The sequence below is a fragment of the Streptomyces sp. NPDC045998 genome, assembly GCF_056430285.1.
The window spans coordinates 445,719-464,074 of sequence record NZ_JBWKLJ010000007.1 but is presented as its reverse complement, the minus strand read 5'-3'; the positions used below and the strand labels follow the sequence as shown (position 1 = coordinate 464,074).

General features: G+C 70.6%; 14 protein-coding genes. 6 read left to right on the top strand and 8 right to left on the bottom strand.

Going from position 1 to position 18,356, the window contains the following annotated elements:
• Positions 1-12: 12 nt before the first annotated feature.
• The 3 genes from AC07FJ_RS23105 to AC07FJ_RS23095 form a co-directional block, all read right to left on the bottom strand.
• A complete protein-coding gene (locus tag AC07FJ_RS23105; RefSeq protein WP_479051220.1) occupies positions 13-1,542 on the bottom strand; it encodes a helix-turn-helix domain-containing protein in 1,530 nt (509 codons plus the stop codon).
• A 50-nt stretch (positions 1,543-1,592) separates the two neighbouring features.
• A complete protein-coding gene (locus AC07FJ_RS23100) occupies positions 1,593-1,949 on the bottom strand; it encodes a VOC family protein (RefSeq protein WP_479051219.1) in 357 nt (118 codons plus the stop codon).
• 106 nt (positions 1,950-2,055) lie between these two features.
• On the bottom strand, positions 2,056-2,493 hold the full coding sequence (locus AC07FJ_RS23095; protein ID WP_479051218.1) for a MerR family transcriptional regulator: 438 nt from the start codon (positions 2,491-2,493) through the stop codon (positions 2,056-2,058).
• 66 nt (positions 2,494-2,559) lie between these two features.
• On the opposite strand from AC07FJ_RS23095, the gene AC07FJ_RS23090 reads away from it, so the two are divergent.
• Entirely contained in the window at positions 2,560-3,660 is a 1,101-nt protein-coding gene (locus AC07FJ_RS23090) for an alkene reductase (protein ID WP_479051217.1), read from the top strand.
• A 117-nt stretch (positions 3,661-3,777) separates the two neighbouring features.
• A complete protein-coding gene (locus AC07FJ_RS23085) occupies positions 3,778-4,644 on the top strand; it encodes an AraC family transcriptional regulator (RefSeq protein WP_479051216.1) in 867 nt (288 codons plus the stop codon).
• A 48-nt stretch (positions 4,645-4,692) separates the two neighbouring features.
• On the opposite strand, the gene AC07FJ_RS23080 is transcribed toward AC07FJ_RS23085, so the two are convergent.
• Positions 4,693-5,397: a 2-phosphosulfolactate phosphatase gene (locus AC07FJ_RS23080; protein ID WP_479051215.1), complete on the bottom strand. Its 705-nt coding sequence runs from the start codon at positions 5,395-5,397 to the stop codon at positions 4,693-4,695.
• 203 nt (positions 5,398-5,600) lie between these two features.
• On the opposite strand from AC07FJ_RS23080, the gene AC07FJ_RS23075 reads away from it, so the two are divergent.
• Positions 5,601-6,365: an SAM-dependent methyltransferase gene (locus AC07FJ_RS23075; protein WP_479051214.1), complete on the top strand. Its 765-nt coding sequence runs from the start codon at positions 5,601-5,603 to the stop codon at positions 6,363-6,365.
• A gap of 257 nt (positions 6,366-6,622) precedes the next feature.
• Positions 6,623-9,415, top strand: a complete 2,793-nt coding sequence (locus AC07FJ_RS23070; RefSeq protein WP_479051213.1) for an aconitate hydratase — start codon at positions 6,623-6,625, stop codon at positions 9,413-9,415.
• Between the two features lie 98 nt (positions 9,416-9,513).
• Here AC07FJ_RS23070 and AC07FJ_RS23065 read toward each other — a convergent pair whose 3' ends face one another.
• From AC07FJ_RS23065 to AC07FJ_RS23050, 4 genes are all read right to left on the bottom strand, one after another.
• Positions 9,514-10,440: an FG-GAP repeat domain-containing protein gene (locus AC07FJ_RS23065; protein ID WP_479051212.1), complete on the bottom strand. Its 927-nt coding sequence runs from the start codon at positions 10,438-10,440 to the stop codon at positions 9,514-9,516.
• 249 nt (positions 10,441-10,689) lie between these two features.
• On the bottom strand, positions 10,690-10,926 hold the full coding sequence (locus AC07FJ_RS23060) for a hypothetical protein (RefSeq protein WP_479051211.1): 237 nt from the start codon (positions 10,924-10,926) through the stop codon (positions 10,690-10,692).
• 102 nt (positions 10,927-11,028) lie between these two features.
• Positions 11,029-11,544, bottom strand: a complete 516-nt coding sequence (locus AC07FJ_RS23055; protein WP_479051210.1) for a hypothetical protein — start codon at positions 11,542-11,544, stop codon at positions 11,029-11,031.
• A 54-nt stretch (positions 11,545-11,598) separates the two neighbouring features.
• Positions 11,599-15,453, bottom strand: coding sequence for a GH92 family glycosyl hydrolase (locus tag AC07FJ_RS23050; RefSeq protein WP_479051209.1), 3,855 nt, complete (start codon positions 15,451-15,453; stop codon positions 11,599-11,601).
• Positions 15,454-15,861: 408 nt separating this feature from the next.
• Here AC07FJ_RS23050 and ngcE point away from each other — a divergent pair, with 408 nt between their 5' ends.
• Positions 15,862-17,316 (top strand): N-acetylglucosamine/diacetylchitobiose ABC transporter substrate-binding protein, encoded by a 1,455-nt coding sequence (ngcE, locus tag AC07FJ_RS23045; protein ID WP_479051208.1) that lies wholly within the window; start codon positions 15,862-15,864, stop codon positions 17,314-17,316.
• Between the two features lie 113 nt (positions 17,317-17,429).
• Positions 17,430-18,353, top strand: coding sequence for a carbohydrate ABC transporter permease (locus tag AC07FJ_RS23040; protein WP_479051207.1), 924 nt, complete (start codon positions 17,430-17,432; stop codon positions 18,351-18,353).
• The last annotated feature ends 3 nt before the right edge of the window (positions 18,354-18,356 follow it).

Below are 18,356 nucleotides of genomic sequence, written 5' to 3'. Positions count from 1 at the left end.
GGTGCTGTTCCATCAGATGTCGCGGAAGATCTCGATCTGCGCGCCCACCGAGTTGAGCCGCTCCGCCAGGTCCTCGTAACCGCGGTTGATGACGTAGACGTTGCGCAGGACCGACGTGCCCTCCGCCGCCATCATCGCCAGCAGCACGACCACCGCCGGGCGCAGGGCCGGCGGGCACATCATCTCGGCCGCGCGCCAGCGGGTGGGGCCCTCGACCAGGACGCGGTGCGGGTCGAGGAGCTGGAGGCGGCCGCCGAGGCGGTTGAGGTCCGTCAGGTAGATGGCGCGGTTGTCGTAGACCCAGTCGTGGATGAGGGTCTGGCCCTGGGCCGTCGCCGCGATGGCCGCGAAGAACGGCACGTTGTCGATGTTCAGGCCCGGGAACGGCATCGGGTGGATCTTGTCGATCGGCGCCTCCAGCTTGGAGGGGCGCACGGTCAGGTCCACGAGCCGCGTGCGGCCGTTGTCCGCGGTGTACTCCGTCGAGCGGTCGTGGTCGAGGCCCATCTCCTCCAGCACCGCGAGCTCGATCTCCAGGAACTCGATCGGTACGCGACGGATCGTCAGCTCCGACTCGGTGACCACCGCGGCGGCCAGCAGGCTCATCGCCTCGACCGGGTCCTCGGAGGGGGAGTAGTCGACGTCCACGTCGATGGCCGGCACGCCGTGCACCGTGAGCGTCGTCGTACCGATGCCCTCCACCCGTACGCCCAGGGCCTCCAGGAAGAAGCACAGGTCCTGGACCATGTAGTTGGAGGAGGCGTTGCGGATGACGGTGACGCCGTCGTGGCGGGCGGCCGCCAGCAGGGCGTTCTCGGTCACCGTGTCGCCGCGCTCGGTCAGGACGATCGGGCGGTCCGGCGCGATGGAGCGGTCCACCTGCGCGTGGTAGAGGCCCTCGGTGGCGGTGATGTCCAGGCCGAAGCGGCGCAGCGCGATCATGTGCGGCTCGATGGTGCGCGTACCGAGGTCGCAGCCGCCGGCGTACGGGAGCTTGAACTGCCGCAGCCGGTGCAGCAGCGGGCCCAGGAACATGATGATGGAGCGGGTGCGGCGCGCGGCGTCCGCGTCGATGGCCTCCATGTCCAGGTGCGCCGGCGGGACGATCTCCAGGTCCATCCCGTCGTTGATCCACCGGGTGCGGACGCCGATGGAGTTCAGCACCTCCAGGAGGCGGTACACCTCCTCGATGCGGGCGACGCGCCGCAGGACCGTGCGGCCCTTGTTGAGGAGGGAGGCGCACAGCAGCGCCACGCAGGCGTTCTTGGAGGTCTTGACGTCGATGGAGCCGGACAGCCGGCGCCCGCCGACCACCCTGAGGTGCATGGGTCCGGCGTAACCGAGCGACACGATCTCGCTGTCGAGCGCCTCGCCGATGCGGGCGATCATCTCAAGGCTGATGTTCTGGTTTCCGCGCTCGATGCGATTGACCGCGCTCTGGCTGGTGGCCAGGGCTTCGGCGAGCTGCGTCTGCGTCCAGCCGCGGTGCTGACGGGCGTCACGGATGAGCTTGCCGATGCGTACGAGGTAGTCGTCTGCCATGGCCGCAGGTTATCTCAGATATGAGATGGCGCTCGCGGTGGGGTAGGTCATTAGGGTGACACGCTGTGAGCTGTGGGGTGGCGCGGCTCGTACAGCGGCAGTTCGGCGCCGCTCGGCAGCCGCACGGCCGCGAGCAGCCCCCACCCCTGGTCGCTGACCGGGCGCGCGAGCTCCGCCCCACGTTCCGTCAGCTTGCGCAGCACGCTCTCGATGTCGTCGCACATCAGGTAGAACTCCTGCCGCGGCTCGCCCGACGACGGGTGTACGGCGACCTCGGCGGGCGGCAGCTTGAAGATGAGCCACCCGCGCCCCGCGTCGACATGCGGAAACCCCAGCACCTCGCGGACGAAGGCCCGGTCCGCGTCGGCGTCGTGGGTGTACATGATGACGTGCGCGCCGCTGAACATGCCTCCATGCTCGATACCGTACGAAACCGCCGCAACCGGGGCGCGGCTGGGCGAGCGAGCGACAGGACAAGCCGGGCATGTCGGATAGTTCAGTAATGACGCTCCGTTACGCCGAGTGGGCCGCCTCCGCCCGCCTCCCGCTCTCCACCAGGCGGCCCGCTGCGGCCGAGGCCGCCGCCGAGGCCTCGGCTTCCGACGCCGCGACGATCACCTCGTCCAGCACCTCCCGCGACCGCACCAGATCGCCGATCATCCGGTCGATGCGCTCCCGCTCCTCGGTGAGCTCCGCGACCAGCCGCGCGGTGGCGACCTCGGACGGGCCGCCGTCCGCGTCCCGCATGCACGGCAGCAGTCGCGCGATCTTCGTGCTGTGCAGGCCGGCGGCGTAGAGCGCCTGGATGCGGATGACCCGGTCGACGGCCCAGTCGCCGTACTCGCGGTGGCCGCCCGGCGTGCGCTCGGACGTCAGGAGGCCCTGCTTCTCGTAGTAGCGCAGCGAGCGCTCGCTCACTCCCGTGCGCCGCGCCAGTTCACCGATCCGCATGCCCCACCCCGTCCGCGTACCAAGCGACTTGAATCTGACACTGGTGTCAACTTCTACGGTACCGGCATGACGCAGACACCCGCGGCCTCGCCGCTCCTCGAACCCGCCCGCCTCGGGCCCCTCCACCTGCCGAACCGGCTGGTGATGGCCCCGCTGACGCGCAACCGCGCGGGCGCCGACGGCGTCCCCGGGCCGATGATGGCCACGTACTACGCGCAGCGCGCCTCCGCCGGGCTGATCATCGCAGAGGGCACCACGCCCAACGCCGTCGGGCAGACCTACCCCAACATCCCCGCGATCCACAACGACGCCCACGTGGCCGGCTGGCGGCGGGTCACCGACGCGGTCGGTGCCGCGGGCGGCCGGATGTTCCTCCAGCTCCAGCACGGCGGCCGGGTCGGCCACCCCGACAACAGCGGGCTGCTGCCGCTCGCCCCCTCGCCGATCCCGCTGCCGGAGACCATCCACACCCCCGGCGGGCGGAAGGACGCCGTCGTGCCGCGCGAGATGACGCTCGACGACATCCGCTCCACCGTGGCCGACTTCGCCACCGCCGCCCGCAACGCGCTCGACGCCGGGTTCGCCGGGGTCGAGGTGCACGCCGCCAACGGCCACCTCCTGCACCAGTTCATGGCGCGGAACACCAACCACCGCACCGACGCCTACGGTGGCTCCGTCACCGGCCGGATCCGGTTCGCCGTGGAGGTGGTCCAGGCCGTCGCCGCGGCCATCGGCCCGGAGCGCGTGGGGGTGCGCGTTTCGCCGGGGGTCACCGTCAACGGCATCGACGAGGGCGACACCGAGGCCCTCCACCCGGCGCTCGCCGCCGCCCTGGCGCCCCTGGACCTGGCCTATCTGCACGTCGTGTTCGCCGACCCCGACCAGCCCCTGTTCCACACGCTCCGCAGGGCATGGCCCGGCACGCTGATGGCCAACCCCGCCCTGCCGTACCCGGGCCCCCTCCCCGCCGACGGCGGCCGCCGCGAGGGCGAGCGGCTGCTCACCGCCGGAGCGGACCTGGTCTCCCTCGGCCGGGCCTTCCTGGCCAACCCCGACCTGGTCGAACGCCTGCGCCTCCGCGCCCCGCTCAACCCGGTCCGCGACGACGGCCTGATGTACGTGGGCGGGGAGGCGGGCTACACCGACTACCCGGTGCTGGCGGCGTGACGGAGCGGGCCGACGCCGCTCCTCCTCCGGACCCGACCCGATCGGGCACAGGATGTCGGGTCCGGCAGGGGGCGCGCTCCCTAGCGTGGTGATCGTCAAAAGGAAGGAAAACCGGGCATGCTGGAGCGGCTGAACCAGGCCATGGAGCACATCGAGCGGCGTCTCGACCAGGACATCGCGGTCGATGAGCTGGCGCGCATCGCGGCCACGTCGGAGTACCACCTGCGTCGGATGTTCTCCGCGCTCGCCGGCATACCGCTGTCGGAGTACATCCGGCGACGGCGGCTCACCCTCGCGGGCGCCGAGGTGCTCGCGGGCCGCGAGACGCTGCTGGAGATCGCGGTGCGCTACGGCTGCGGCTCCGGCGAGGCGTTCGCGCGGGCGTTCCGCGCCATGCACGGCATCGGACCGGGCGAGGCCCGGCGTACCGGCGCCGCGCTCAGCTCCCAGCCCCGGATGACCTTCCGCCTCACCATCGAGGGGAGAAGCAGTATGCGATACCGCGTTGTGGACAAGGCGGACTTCACCGTCGTCGGGCTCAAGACCCGGGTACCGCTGGTGCACGCGGGGCCGAACCAGGCGATCATCGACTTCGTCCGCGGGATCGACCCGCAGACGCTGGAGGGCCTGGAGAAGCTGTCGGACCAGGAGCCGCACGGCGTCGTCGCCGTCTGCGACGACCTGGACCCCAGTCGTGCCGAGGGCACCGAACTCGACTACTACCACGGTGTGATCACCTCCGCGGCCGCTCCCGAGGGCACGTCCACGCTGACGGTCCCGGCCGGTACGTGGGCGGTCTTCACCACCTCCGGGCCGGTGCCGCAGGCCATCCAGGAACTGTGGCGGGACGTCTTCACCGAGTGGTTCCCGTCGAACCCGTACCGCAGCCGCACCGGTCCCGAGATCCTGCGCACCCGACTGTCGCCGGACAAGACGGAGGCCGACGCCGAGCTGTGGCTCCCGGTGGAGCCCGAGCACGGCTGACCGCCGCGTGTCAGCGCTCCGGCAGGCCTCCCGGCCCGGCCGGAGCGCTCAGCCGCCCGCCACCCCTTCCGCCGGCGACCGCACGGCGCGCCGGCGGAGGACCATGAGCGAGTCCTCCACGGCCGCCACCATGGCGAAGGGGAACCGGTCGAGCTCCAGGCAGAGCGCGACGTCATCGGGGTGGACTCCTTGACGCACACCCTCCCTCAGCTCGGCGGCGGCGCGCGACGCGCCGGCGCGGCGGAGGAACGCGGCCGCATCCGTCTCGGCTTCGGTGGTCCTCCGGGCGATGTACTGAGCGCACGCCAGGTCCTCGTCGGCCCGCCCGTCCTCGCCGGTGACCACGAACGTGACCGTGTCGCGGGCGTGGGTACGCAATACCCGGGCCGTCGCCTCCGCCACCACGAAACCGGCGCACAGCACCAGCGACGCCTCCTTGACCGCGAGGGCACCGACCGTCCCCGCCGTGGTCTTCTGCACGACGGTCCGTCCGCCCAGGTCCCGGGAGCGCAGCAGGCCCGGCGAGTTGACGGCGTCGAACCCGGGCGCCGACGGCCCGTCCTTGAGCGCCACCCAGTCCGGGTGGCGCGTCTTGAGCACGAGGGCCTCGTCCAGCGACTCGGCGAGGACGATCTTCTCCGCTCCCTGGGCGAAGGCCCAGGCGGCCACCGTGAAAGCCCGCATGACGTCGACCACGACCGCCACGGAGGGAGTTTCGGCCAACTCGTCGATACCAAGGAAGCGCGCGTCCATCCGGTCATGATCGCGCAGGCCCGGCCCGGAACCCTCTGCTGGTGACGCGCATCACAGCGGCGGGCGCGGACCGCACCGCGCGCCCGCACATCCGGCTCGCACGCGTCCGGCTCGCGCGCACCCCTCTTCGGGTGTGCCCAGGAGGGGCGAGCCACGGTGAAAAGCGCTCGGCACACCACTCCGGAAGAACTAGCGTCCGGCCCATGACCTCCTCCGGCCTTCCCCCGCGTCTCGGCGCTCTGACCTTCCACGGCCCGCTCTCCGCAGGCCGCGCCGCGCGCATCGTCACGCGGCTCGCCGACGCCTCGCCCGCCACCGTCCTCGACATCGGCTGCGGCTGGGGCGAACTGCTGCTCCGCGTCCTGGAGTCCGTCCCGGGAGCGACGGGCGTGGGCCTCGACATCAACGCCGAAGACCTGGCCAGGGGCAGGGACCTCGCCAAGCGGCGGGGGCTCACCGAGCGGGTGGAGTTCGCGGAGGAGTCGGCCTTCGGCACGTCGCGCGGGCCCGTGGACGCGGTGCTCTGCCTAGGGGCCGGTCAGGCGCTGTGCGAGCCCGGGCAGCCGTACGATCCCGGCGTCGTCCTCCGTGAGCTGCGCCGCCTGGTCCGCCCGGGCGGGCGTGTCGTCCTCGGCGAGGGCTTCTGGGAGCGCTCCCCGACGGACGTGGAACTGGCCGCCATGTGGCCCGGTGCGCACGCGAGCGACCATCTGAGGCTCGGGCCGCTCGTCGACCTCGCCGTCGAGTCGGGTTTCCGGCCGGCCTGGATCGAGACGGCGGGCCGTGAGGAGTGGGAGGAGTTCGAGTCCGGCTACCGCCATGACACGGAGCTCTGGCTCGCAGCTCACCCGGACCACCCCCTCGCCGCCGAGACCCGCGACCGGGTCGACCACCAGCGGTCGACATGGCTCAACGGCTACCGCGGCGTCCTCGGCATCGCGTACCTGACGCTCGTACCGGTCGCCTGAGCCCGGACGCGGCCGATCCGCCCGCTCCGCCCAGGGGGGCCGAAGGAAGTCCGGTGCGGCAGGTCACGCGGCGCGCGCATGACCCGGCAGCCCTCATGTACTAGAGTTATCTCGACATCGAGATATCTGCCGAAAAGACGCACCGCAGCCGCGCCAGCCGGTAAGGGTTACCTAACTAAGTCTTACCTTAGCGGATCGGCGAGGAGCCATCACGGCAGGATGCGGTAAGAACGCGCACATTGATGAAGGAGACTGTCGTGTCGGCGAACAGCTTCGACGCCCGCAGCACGCTGCGCGTGGGCGACGAGTCGTACGAGATCTTCAGGCTGGACAAGGTCGAGGGCTCCGCGCGCCTCCCCTACAGCCTCAAGGTGCTCCTGGAGAACCTCCTCCGCACCGAGGACGGCGCGAACATCACCGCCGACCACATCCGAGCCCTCGGCGGCTGGGACTCCCAGGCGCAGCCCAGCCAGGAGATCCAGTTCACGCCGGCCCGCGTGATCATGCAGGACTTCACCGGTGTGCCCTGCGTCGTCGACCTCGCCACCATGCGCGAGGCCGTCAAGGAGCTCGGCGGCGACCCGGCGAAGATCAACCCGCTCGCGCCCGCCGAGCTGGTCATCGACCACTCCGTCATCGCCGACAAGTTCGGCACCAACGACGCGTTCAAGCAGAACGTCGAGCTGGAGTACGGCCGCAACAAGGAGCGCTACCAGTTCCTGCGCTGGGGCCAGACCGCCTTCGACGAGTTCAAGGTCGTCCCGCCCGGCACCGGCATCGTCCACCAGGTGAACATCGAGCACCTGGCCCGTACGGTCATGGTCCGCGACGGCCAGGCGTACCCCGACACCCTCGTCGGCACCGACTCGCACACCACCATGGTCAACGGCCTCGGCGTGCTGGGCTGGGGCGTCGGCGGCATCGAGGCCGAGGCCGCCATGCTCGGCCAGCCGGTCTCCATGCTCATCCCGCGCGTCGTCGGCTTCAAGCTCACCGGCGAGCTGCCCACCGGCACCACCGCCACCGACCTGGTGCTCACCATCACCGAGATGCTGCGCAAGCACGGCGTCGTCGGCAAGTTCGTCGAGTTCTACGGCGAGGGTGTGGCGGCGACGAGCCTCGCGAACCGCGCCACCATCGGCAACATGTCGCCGGAGTTCGGCTCCACCGCCGCGATCTTCCCGATCGACGACGAGACCATCAAGTACCTGAAGCTCACCGGCCGCTCCGAGCAGCAGCTCGCGCTCGTCGAGGCGTACGCCAAGGAGCAGGGCCTCTGGCTGGACCCGGCCGCCGAGCCGGACTTCTCGGAGAAGCTGGAGCTCGACCTCTCGACGGTCGTCCCCTCCATCGCCGGCCCGAAGCGCCCGCAGGACCGCATCGTCCTCGCCCAGGCCGCCGAGCAGTTCAACAGCGACGTCCTCAACTACGTCCCGGCCGGCCAGGGCGGGCAGGACCTGTCCTCCCCGGTCGACGAGGCGAGCGACGAGTCCTTCCCGGCCTCCGACGCCCCGGCCTACGGCCACGAGGACAACGGCGCCGGTGCCCCGCAGCACTCCGCCGTCGTCCCCGGCCCCGGCCCGTCCAACCCGGTCACCGTCACCGGCGCCGACGGCGTCTCGTACGAGCTGGACCACGGCGCCGTCACCGTCGCCGCCATCACCTCCTGCACCAACACCTCGAACCCGTACGTCATGGTCGCCGCCGCGCTGGTGGCCAAGAAGGCGGTCGAGAAGGGCCTCACCCGCAAGCCGTGGGTGAAGACCACCCTCGCCCCGGGCTCCAAGGTCGTCACCGACTACTTCGACAAGGCGGGCCTGACCCCGTACCTCGACAAGGTCGGCTTCAACCTCGTCGGCTACGGCTGCACCACCTGCATCGGCAACTCCGGCCCGCTGCCGGAGGAGGTCTCCAAGGCCGTCAACGACAACGACCTCGCCGTCGTCTCGGTGCTCTCCGGCAACCGCAACTTCGAGGGCCGGATCAACCCCGACGTCAAGATGAACTACCTGGCGTCCCCGCCGCTGGTCGTCGCGTACGCCCTCGCCGGCTCCATGAAGGTGGACGTCACCAAGGACGCCCTGGGCACCGACCAGGACGGCAACCCGGTCTTCCTCAAGGACATCTGGCCGTCGGAGTCCGAGGTCAACGACGTCGTCGCCAACGCCATCGGCGAGGACATGTTCTCCAAGTCCTACAGCGACGTCTTCGCGGGCGACGCCCAGTGGCAGGCGCTGCCGATCCCGACCGGCAACACCTTCGAGTGGGACCCGCAGTCCACCTACGTCCGCAAGCCCCCGTACTTCGAGGGCATGACGATGGAGACGACGCCGGTCACCGACATCACCGGTGCCCGCGTCCTCGCCAAGCTGGGCGACTCGGTCACCACCGACCACATCTCCCCGGCCGGCGCCATCAAGGCCGACACCCCGGCCGGCAAGTACCTCACGGAGCACGGCGTCGAGCGCCGCGACTTCAACAGCTACGGCTCGCGCCGCGGCAACCACGAGGTCATGATCCGCGGTACGTTCGCCAACATCCGCCTGCGCAACCAGATCGCGCCGGGCACCGAGGGCGGCTACACCCGCGACTTCACCCAGCCCGACGCCCCCGTGTCGTTCATCTACGACGCCTCCCGCAACTACATCGAGCAGGGCATCCCGCTCGTCGTCCTCGCGGGCAAGGAGTACGGCTCCGGTTCGTCGCGCGACTGGGCCGCCAAGGGCACCGCGCTGCTCGGCGTCAAGGCCGTCATCGCCGAGTCGTACGAGCGCATCCACCGCTCGAACCTCATCGGCATGGGCGTCCTGCCGCTGCAGTTCCCGGAGGGCCAGTCGGCCGAGTCCCTCGGTCTGACCGGCGAGGAGACCTTCTCCATCGCCGGCGTGACGGAGCTCAACGAGGGCCGTACGCCGCGCACGGTCAAGGTCACCACCGACACGGGCGTGGAGTTCGACGCGGTCGTCCGCATCGACACCCCCGGTGAGGCCGACTACTACCGCAACGGCGGCATCATGCAGTACGTGCTGCGCTCGCTGATCCGCAAGTAAGCGGACCCGGCCCGGCCGGTACGCGAAAGGGCCGCACCCCTCGGGGTGCGGCCCTCTTCGTGCTGTCACGCCGGTGGGAACACCGGTGGGAGCACCGGTCAGAACATCATCGGGTAGCCGTTCCAGCCCGAGGTACCGATCTTGGTCGGCTTCGCGAACGGGGCGGCGGCGTTGCCCGTCCCGTTGTAGCGCCACAGCGCGCCCGCGCCGTCGCGTGCGATCAGGTCGGTGCGGCCGTCCATGTTCAGGTCGCCCGTCGACATCAGGTGGTTGAAGGCGTTCCAGCCCCCACCGACCTTGGTGCCCTTGGCGAACGGGGCCGCGGCGTTGCCGGTGCCCTTGTAGAGCCACAGGACACCGGACTTGTCGCGGGTCACGACGTCGGCCCGCCCGTCGCCGGTCAGGTCGCCCTGGCCCGCGATCTGGTTGAAGGCCTGCCAGCCCGAGCCGACCTTCGTCCGCGCGGACAGGGTGCCGTCGCCCTTGCCCTTGTAGAACCAGAGCACGCCGGCCTTGTCACGGGCCAGCACGTCGGCCGGGGTGGTCCCGCCGAGGTTGCCCGCGACGACGATCTTGTCGTAGGCGTCCCAGCCGCGGCCCAGCTCGAGGGTCTCGCCTTCGCCGGTGTAGTACAGGTAACCCTGCTTGTCCCAGGTGTACAGGCCGTCGGCGTTGCCATCGGCGTCCTGGTCGGCCTGGGCGGCGCCCCGGAAGGCGTCCCAGCCGCTCGTGACGTGCTCGCGGGCGCCGAGCCCGCCCCGGCCGTTGGGCCCGTACACGTAGAGGTCGCCGTACTTGTCCATCGCGAACAGCGCGAAGACGGGGGCCGCCGCGCTGGCGGCGAGCGTGCCGTTCTGCGGGACCGGCTGGGTGAAGCCGTCCTGGTTGATGCTCTTCAGCGGTGCGGGGGCCGGCGTGTCCGCCACCGCGGAACCGGCGGAGGCGCCGACCAGGGTGGCGGCTATGGCCGATACGGCGAGACGCGACAGCGCGCGCCCGCGCTTGAGGCCGGAGAATTTGGCCACGTATGTTCTCCATGAGAAAGGGGGTGCGACGATCTCGGGTGGTGGTACGCCCCAGTCGCCGCGGGATCATGGAGATCCTTGCACAACACCTTTACGGGGCAACTGGTTTAAGCCCGGGAAGCGCCCCTGGAAATCAGCCCTTATCGGGATGAAAAGACCTACGCGCCAGGGGCTGCCGCCCTGACGCGCCGTCAATCTGTGACGAACTGGTGACGAAGTAACCGTCGCCACCGGAGCGTGGGCCCGGCCTCACGCCCGCGGCGCCATCGGGTACCAGATGAGGTCCCGGCGGGCGAGGATCCGCACGCCCCAGTACAGGATCATGAACACGCCCGCGGCGATGAACGCGCCCGCCGTCACGGCGGACGCCCGCCGCGGGTCGGCGGCGAACCAGGCGCCCGGCCGCTCACCGGCCACCAGGGCCATCACCACGAACAACACCGCCATGACCAGCACGTTCCCGAGCGCCTGCAGCCCGAACGCCACCGCCCCGTACAGGACGCTGTGACTCTCGGGCCGCGTCCCGGAACAGCTGCCGGGGCAGCGGGAAGGGCCGCCCGATGAGGAACGCGCCGATGAGCGCGCCCATCACGAACATCGGCGCGCCGCGAAAGCGCGCCGAGACGCGCGCCAGCGGGTCACGGGCCAGCCCCAGCGCGGCCAGCCGGACACCACCATGACGAGCCCGATGACGCCGAACACCACCATGGCCTGGATCAGCCGGGGAGACAGACCGGCCGACGCCCCGCCCGGCGCGCTCTCCTGGAACTGCGGCATGCCCGTACCGACGAGCGCGACCACCACGCCGTAGGCCGCCGACACCACCACCGCCCCGGCGGCCGGCGGCCCCAGCGGCCGCAGCACCCGCCCCAGCCGGCCGCGCCGGGTGCGTACGGTGCCCGCGCCCGCCAGCGGCGCGATGGCGCCGAACGCGGCGACGTTGCAGGCGGTGAAGGTACCCGCCACCCCGGTCGCGAGCGCGAGCGCGAAGGCGATACCGGCGAGGGCGCCGCCGATCGGCGCGTCGTGCGCCTCGTGGCCGAGGAGGGCGGCGGCGACGTTCCCGCCGATGGTCCGGTCGACGAACTCCGCGGACCACACCACCGTCAGGGCGAAGCCGAACAGGCCCGGCCTCCGCGCGCCGCTCGTTCTCCCTGCTCAGCCCAGCAGTTCGACCTCCGCCAGCACGCCGCCGGAACCGGCCGACGGGACCAGCCGGTAGTGCCGGTACGAGCCCGGCCGGGCCACCGTGAACACCCGCGTCTGCCGGTCCCAGGCGAAGCTCTCGCCCGTACGCCGGTCCAGCTCCGTCCACGTCGCCCCGTCCGCCGACCCCTGCAGCGCCCAGCCTGTCGGGGCCGCGGCCCGGTCCGACGACGTCAGCGTGTACTGCACCGCCCGCGCCGGGCCCGGGACGCGCAGCTCCAGCGGCGCCGTGAGCTCCGCCGCCGTGGCCGAGGTGTCGTCGAGGAGCGCGCCCCCGCCGCTCGCCAGGTCGCGGCGCGGCGACGGCACCTCGTCGCCCCGGGTGATCGAAACCGGCGCCGCGCCCGGCCCGGTGCCCCACGCCGACGGCCTCGGCCCCATGGCGAACTCCAGGGTGCCGCCGCGCGCGAGGAGGTCGTGCGGCAGCGCCGTCGACGTCCAGCGCTCGCCGTTGACCCGTACCCCCTGCACGTAGACGTTCCGGGCGCTGTTCTCCGGCGCCTTGACCACCAGCGTGCGGCCGTTGTCCATCCGCACCGTCGCCTTGGTGAACAGCGGTGAGCCGATCGCGTACTCCCCGCCGCCCATCACCAGCGGGTAGAAGCCGAGCGCCGAGAACAGCCACCAGGCGGACTGCTCGCCGTTGTCCTCGTCGCCGTGGTAACCCTGGCCGATCTCGCTGCCCGTGTAGAGCCGCGACAGCACCTCGCGCACCTTCTCCTGCGTCTTCCAGGGCTGACCGGCCGCGTTGTACATGTACGTGACGTGGTGCGCGACCTGGTTGGAGTGCCCGTACATGCCCATCCGCACGTCGCGCGCCTCCGTCATCTCGTGGATGACGGAGCCGTACGAGCCCGTGAACTCCGGGGAGGCCGTCTCGGGCGTCGAGAAGTAGGTGTCGAGCTTCTTCGCCAGCCCCGCCCGCCCGCCGTACAGGTTGGCCAGGCCCCGGCTGTCCTGCGGCGCGGTGAAGGCGTAACCCCAGCCGTTCGTCTCGGTGTAGTCGTACCCCCAGATCCTCGGGTCGTACGCCTCCGACGGCACGCGCCACTCGCCCGTGAGACTGCGGCCCTGGAAGAAGCCGGCCCGGGAGTCGAAGAGCGTGACGTAGTTGCGGGCCCGGTTGAGGAAGTACGCCGACTCGTCCTTGTACCGGGCCTTGCCGGTCCTGGCGAAGAGCGCGTCGGCCATCCTCGCCAGGCCGTAGTCGTTGAGGTAGCCCTCCAGGGACCATGACAGGCCCTCGTGCGTCTCGGTCGAGGCGTAACCGAGGAAGGGGGAGGTCTCCATGCCCTTGCGGCCCACGCCCTTGCCGGGCGGCACGACGGTCGCGTTCTTCAGCGCCGCCTCGTAGGCCGCCTCCGCGTCGAAGTCCACGCCCTTGACGTAGGCGTCGGCGAAGGCGACGTCCGACGACGTGCCGGTCATCAGGTCGGCGTAGCCGGGGGAGGACCAGCGGGAGATCCAGCCGCCGTCCTTGTACTGCTGCACGAAGCCGTCCACCAGCTCGCCCGCCTTGCGTGGCGTGAGGAGCGCGTAGGCGGGCCAGGTGGTGCGGTAGGTGTCCCAGAAGCCGTTGTTGACGTAGACCCGGCCGTCGACGATCTTGGCGCCGGTGTGGGTCGGGGTGTCGGGGCCGGTCTGCGGCGAGAAGGGGCTGGCGTAGCGGTCCTCGCCGTCGACGCGCTCGAAGCCCGAGTTGGGGTAGAGGTACAGCCGGTAGAGGTTGGAGTAGAGCGTGACCAACTGGTCGTGGGTCGCGCCCTCCACGCGGACGCGCCCGAGGATCCGGTCCCAGGCGGCCTGCGCCCGCTCGCGGACCCGCTCGAAGCCGGTGCCCATCGGGATCTCGGCCGCGAGGTTGCGCTTCGCCTGCTCCACGCTGATGAGGGAGGTCGCCATGCGCAGGGTCACCGTGCGGTCCGGGCCCGCGGCGAAGCGCAGGTGGCCCGTGACGCCCGCCGAGGCGGAGTCGGTGACCGGCGCGTCGAAGACGCCGTACACGAACATGCGCGTGGCGCCGGTCGACAGGCCGCTCTTGACGTCGGAGAAGCCGGTGAAGGAGCCGTTCGCCGGGTCGAGGGTCAGCCCGCCCTCCTCCGTCACGTTGTCGAAGACGACGGAGGCGTCGGCACCCGGGTAGGTGAACCGCATCATCGCGGCGTGGTCGGCCGGGGCGATCTCGGCCTTCAGGCCGTTCTCGAACGTCACCGCGTAGTGGTGCGGCCTGGCCGTCTCCCGCTCGTGGCGGAAGGGGAGCGCGCGAGCGGTACGCGCGGTGGGCGGGGCGCCGGGCGCGGCCGACGGCATCAGCTGGAAGGTCTGCCGGTCGCCCATCCAGGGGCTCGGCTCATGGCTGGCGCTGAACGCCTGCACGGTGGGCAGGTTGTCGGCGTTGTTGCCGCGCGCGTACTCGTACAGCCAGCTCTTGGAGGCGGCGTTGGTCACCGGCGTCCAGAAGTTGAAGCCGTGCGGGACGGCCGTCGCGGGGAAGGTGTTGCCGCGCGAGAAGGAGGAGCTGGAGTTGGTGCCGCGGACGGTCGAGGCGTAGTCGGACACGCGGGGCAGCGGTTTCACGGGGGCCGCGCGCCCGAGGACGATGTCGTCGATCCAGCCCTGGAACTTCGCCGGGCCCTTCGGCGCGTCGTACGCCACCAGGATCCGGTCCACCGTCCTGCCCGCGGCCACCGTGCCGATGGAGGCCCGCACCTGGTTCCACTGGTTGACGTAGAGCCGCTTGGCGGCGCCCTGGCCCTGGGGGCTGAGGCGCCCGCCGTGGCTGTCGAGCGCGCCGAGCTCGCTCAGATGGGTGCCGTCGGTGAAGGCGAGGTCGACGGAGACGTGCGTCGCCGGGTAGCCGAGGTCCGTCTCCGGCATGGAGGGGAAGATCCGGTACGACAGCTCGGTGTCGCGGGCGACGCGCGTGTCGACGTCGAAGACCTTGTTGTAGGAGTACGCGCGCCCCGCCGGGTGGTGCGTACCGGCGTAGCGCAGCGCCCGCTTGCCGGTGAACCCGGCGTTCGCCTTGGCGGTGGGGGAGCCGCCCGGGCCCCGGTCGACATGGCTGCGCATGTCGGGCGGCACGGGAGCGGAGGCGTCGCCGTTCGAGAACTGGACGTCGGCGAGCTGGGTGATGCCGGTGGCACCGTTGTTCCGGCTGATCTCCAGCCGGTAGTGCGCGTACGGCGCCGCGCGGCTCGCGTCGACGTCGTACGTCCGCGTCTCGAAGCGCTTGGCGAACGTCTCGCCCTGGCGGGTGTCGAGGACCGTCCACTCCTTGCCGTCCGCGGAGCCCTTGAGGGTCCAGTCCCGGGGGTCGCGGGGGGCGGCGTCGTTGGCGGAGGTCAGGGCGTACGTCACCACCTTGACCGGTTCGTCGAGGTCGAACTCGACCCAGGCGGTGGGGGCGAAGGTGAGCCATTTGGTGCTGGGCTGGAGGTCGACCAGGTTCTCCTTGGTCTCCCCGGCGGCGCTGTTCTCGCCGCTGGCGCGCAGCTCCGTCACCTTCTCGGTGACGTCGCCCGGTAAGCCAGCGGAGTAGGCGCCGTCGACACCGGCCGACCGCTTGCGGCCCTCGGCGTCCAGGTCGACGGTGTCGCGCCAGGTGGGTGGCGGTTCACCGGCTTCGAAGGAGGTCGTGAAGGAGGTGCCGGACTCCGTGGCGGCGGCCGCGGCCTGGTGCGGGAGCGGCTGCGCCGCCGACTGACCGGCCGTCACGGTCAGGGAGACGGCCAGGGAAGCGGTCACGGTGGCGGCCGCCACGAGGGCGGCCGTACGTCGCTTGAGCGATCGTGGTCTGGGCTGCATGCCGCGTCGTGCCTCCTGCTCCTGCCGAAGCGCGTCGGACGTCCGTCGGTGGTGCGTCGGTTGGCCGCCGGTCGTACGCGGACAACGTTGTCAGCTGATCTGCGCAGCACCCAGTAGGAGGTAAGTGGCGTGTGGTGTCAAGGGTGTTGGCGCGGCCGGACGGCTGAAAAAACTTCCTGGCGCCGCGCTCTTTCCGGCAGGTCTCAACTCGGAGAAGACTGCTGCCGAAAGTCCGCCTCGATCTTGCTCAGGCGACGCGAAGTGGACTATACCTGTCGGCAACCCAGCACTGTAGCACGACCCACCTGCACAAGACCGCGCGGTGGCGGGGGCCCTTCGCCTGAGGCGAGAAGCGGTTCGGGGCGACCGGCACACCGCCTGAGTCCTGGAGAAGGCGAGTACTTGAGCATGGGATCCACCTCCGCCCGCCATGACCACGAGGGCCCCGGCCGCCGCGAGCTGATCAAGCGGTCCGCCGCACTCGGGCTGATCAGCGTGCCGACGATGAGCTTCCTGTCCGCCTGCGCCACCGGTGGCGGCGGTGGCGGCAGCGAGAAGGAGACGAAGGCGCCCGCCGGCGAGAAGTCGGCCAAGAACCCGCTCGGCGTGGCGCAGGGCGCCCCGCTGGAGGCGTTCATCTTCAAGGGCGGCCTGGGCGACCAGTACGCCAAGGACGCGGAGGCCGACTACAAGGCCACCTACGGCGCCGAGGTCAAGCACACCGGCACCCAGCAGGTCGGGCCCAAGCTCACCCCGCGCTTCGCGGGCGGCAACCCGCCGGACGTCATCGACAACTCCGGCGCCGACCACCTCGACATGAACAAGCTGTCCACCCAGGGCCAGCTCCAGGACCTCGCCCCGCTGCTGGACGCGCCCTCGCTGGACGACCCGGCCAAGAAGGTCCGCGACACCCTCCACCCCAGCACCCTGGAGAAGGGCAAGCACGGCGACAAGGTCGACGTGCTCTACTACGCCTTCACCATCTACGGCACCTGGTACTCCCAGAAGCTGCTGGCCGACCGCGGCTGGACGTACCCCAAGACCCTCTCCGAGATGGTCGGCCTCTGCGCCGAGATCAAGAAGGCGGGCATCGCCCCCTGGACGTACGCCGGAAAGTATCCGTACTACGTCCACTTCAACCTCTTCGCCCAGATCGCCAAGATCGGCGGCATGGAGAAGTGGATCGCCATCGACAACCTGGAGCCCAACGCCTGGACCTCGAACGACGCGGTCAAGGAGGTCGTCGAGCACTACGAGGAGCTCGCCGCCAAGAAGTACTTCCTCGAAGGCAGCCAGGGCCTCACCCACATCCAGTCCCAGACCGCCTGGAACCGGGGCAAGGCCGTCTTCATCCCCAACGGCTCCTGGGTCGAGAACGAAGCCGCCCCCACCACGCCGAAGGACTTCGGCATGGCGGTCGGCGCCCTCTTCGACGGAACCGGCGACAAGATGCCGCACGGCACCCTGCGCGGCGAGCCGAGCGAGCCGTACCTCGTCGCCAGCAAGGGCAGGAACCCGGCGGGCGGCATGGAGCTGCTGCGCATCATGCTCTCGAAGAAGCACGCCCAGAACTTCGCCACCAAGGTGAAGTCGCTGACCTGCGTCATGGACGCCACCGAGGGAATGACCCTCTCGCCCGGCCTCGCCTCCGCCAGCAAGGCCTTCAAGGAGGCGGGCGACAACCTGATCAGCCTTCAGCTGCAGGAGTGGTACCCGGCGCTCACCGACGAGAAGATCGGCGGTCTGACCGGTCAGCTGCTCACGGGCGAGCTCAAAGCCGCCGATTGGATCAAGAAGACCCAGCAGGAGTGCGACCGGGTCGCCAAGGACGACTCCGTGACCAAGTTCAAGCGCACGGCCTGACGCCGGGAGCGCACCGCCTCACGTCACCAGCTACGCACCGCCTGACGCCACCAGCGACGCACCGCCTGACCGACCGCCGGGCGGACACCCAGAGGGGAAGGGCCGGGGAGCCCATGCAACACGGCAAGTACCGATTCATCGTGGGCTTCCTGGCCCTGCCTCTGCTCATCTACGGCGTCTTCGTGATCTCGCCCTTCGTCCAGGCCTTCCAGATCTCGATGACGGACTGGTCCGGACTCGTCGGCACCGCGAAGTTCGTCGGCCTCGACAACTTCGGAAGACTCTGGGAGAACGACGACTTCTGGAACGCCCTGCGCCACAACGTCTACATGCTGGCCCTGGTCCCGGTGGTCACGCTCGCCCTCGGGCTGTTCTTCGCCTTCATGCTCAACGTGGGCGGCCGCCGCCGGAAGAACGAAGTCGTCACCGGGGTCGCCGGGTCCCGCTTCTACAAGTTCGTCTTCTTCTTCCCGCAGGTCATCTCGGTCACCATCGTCGCCGTCATCTGGTTCAACATCTACAACCCCGACCCGGACGACGGCATGCTCAACTCCCTCCTCGGCGCCGTCGGCCTGGACGCCCTGCAGAACTCCTGGCTGGGGGAGAAGAACCTCGCCCTCTGGTGCATCAGCGCGGTGATGGTGTGGAGCCACGTCGGTTTCTACGTGGTGCTGTTCTCCGCCGCCATGGCCTCCATCCCCCGCGACATCTACGAGGCGGCGCTGCTCGACGGGGCCGGCCGCTTCCACACCTTCTTCCGGATCACCCTCCCGCTGCTGTGGGACACCGTCCAGACCGGCTGGGTGTACATGGGCATCATCGCGCTGGACGCCTTCGCGCTCGTCCACATCATGTCGGTGAACATGGGCGGCCCGGACGGCGCCACGGACGTGATGCCGCTGAGGCTGTACCTGACGGCCTTCCGCGACAGCCAGTTCGGCTACGCCGCCGCCATGGGCGTCGCGATGCTCATCGTCACCATGACGTTCGCCGTGCTCACGATGCGCTTCGCGCGCCGTGAGCGGATCGAGTACTAGGGG

Coding starts and splice junctions, on each gene's coding strand:
- AC07FJ_RS23090 (WP_479051217.1), top strand. CDS start 2,560: ATGACGCAGACACCCGCGGCCTCGCCGCTCCTCGAACCCGCCCGCCTC.
- AC07FJ_RS23040 (WP_479051207.1), top strand. CDS start 17,430: ATGCAACACGGCAAGTACCGATTCATCGTGGGCTTCCTGGCCCTGCCT.
- AC07FJ_RS23050 (WP_479051209.1), bottom strand. CDS start 15,453: ATGCAGCCCAGACCACGATCGCTCAAGCGACGTACGGCCGCCCTCGTG.
- AC07FJ_RS23095 (WP_479051218.1), bottom strand. CDS start 2,493: ATGCGGATCGGTGAACTGGCGCGGCGCACGGGAGTGAGCGAGCGCTCG.
- AC07FJ_RS23075 (WP_479051214.1), top strand. CDS start 5,601: ATGACCTCCTCCGGCCTTCCCCCGCGTCTCGGCGCTCTGACCTTCCAC.
- AC07FJ_RS23085 (WP_479051216.1), top strand. CDS start 3,778: ATGCTGGAGCGGCTGAACCAGGCCATGGAGCACATCGAGCGGCGTCTC.
- AC07FJ_RS23100 (WP_479051219.1), bottom strand. CDS start 1,949: ATGTTCAGCGGCGCGCACGTCATCATGTACACCCACGACGCCGACGCG.
- ngcE (WP_479051208.1), top strand. CDS start 15,862: ATGGGATCCACCTCCGCCCGCCATGACCACGAGGGCCCCGGCCGCCGC.
- AC07FJ_RS23105 (WP_479051220.1), bottom strand. CDS start 1,542: ATGGCAGACGACTACCTCGTACGCATCGGCAAGCTCATCCGTGACGCC.
- AC07FJ_RS23080 (WP_479051215.1), bottom strand. CDS start 5,397: ATGGACGCGCGCTTCCTTGGTATCGACGAGTTGGCCGAAACTCCCTCC.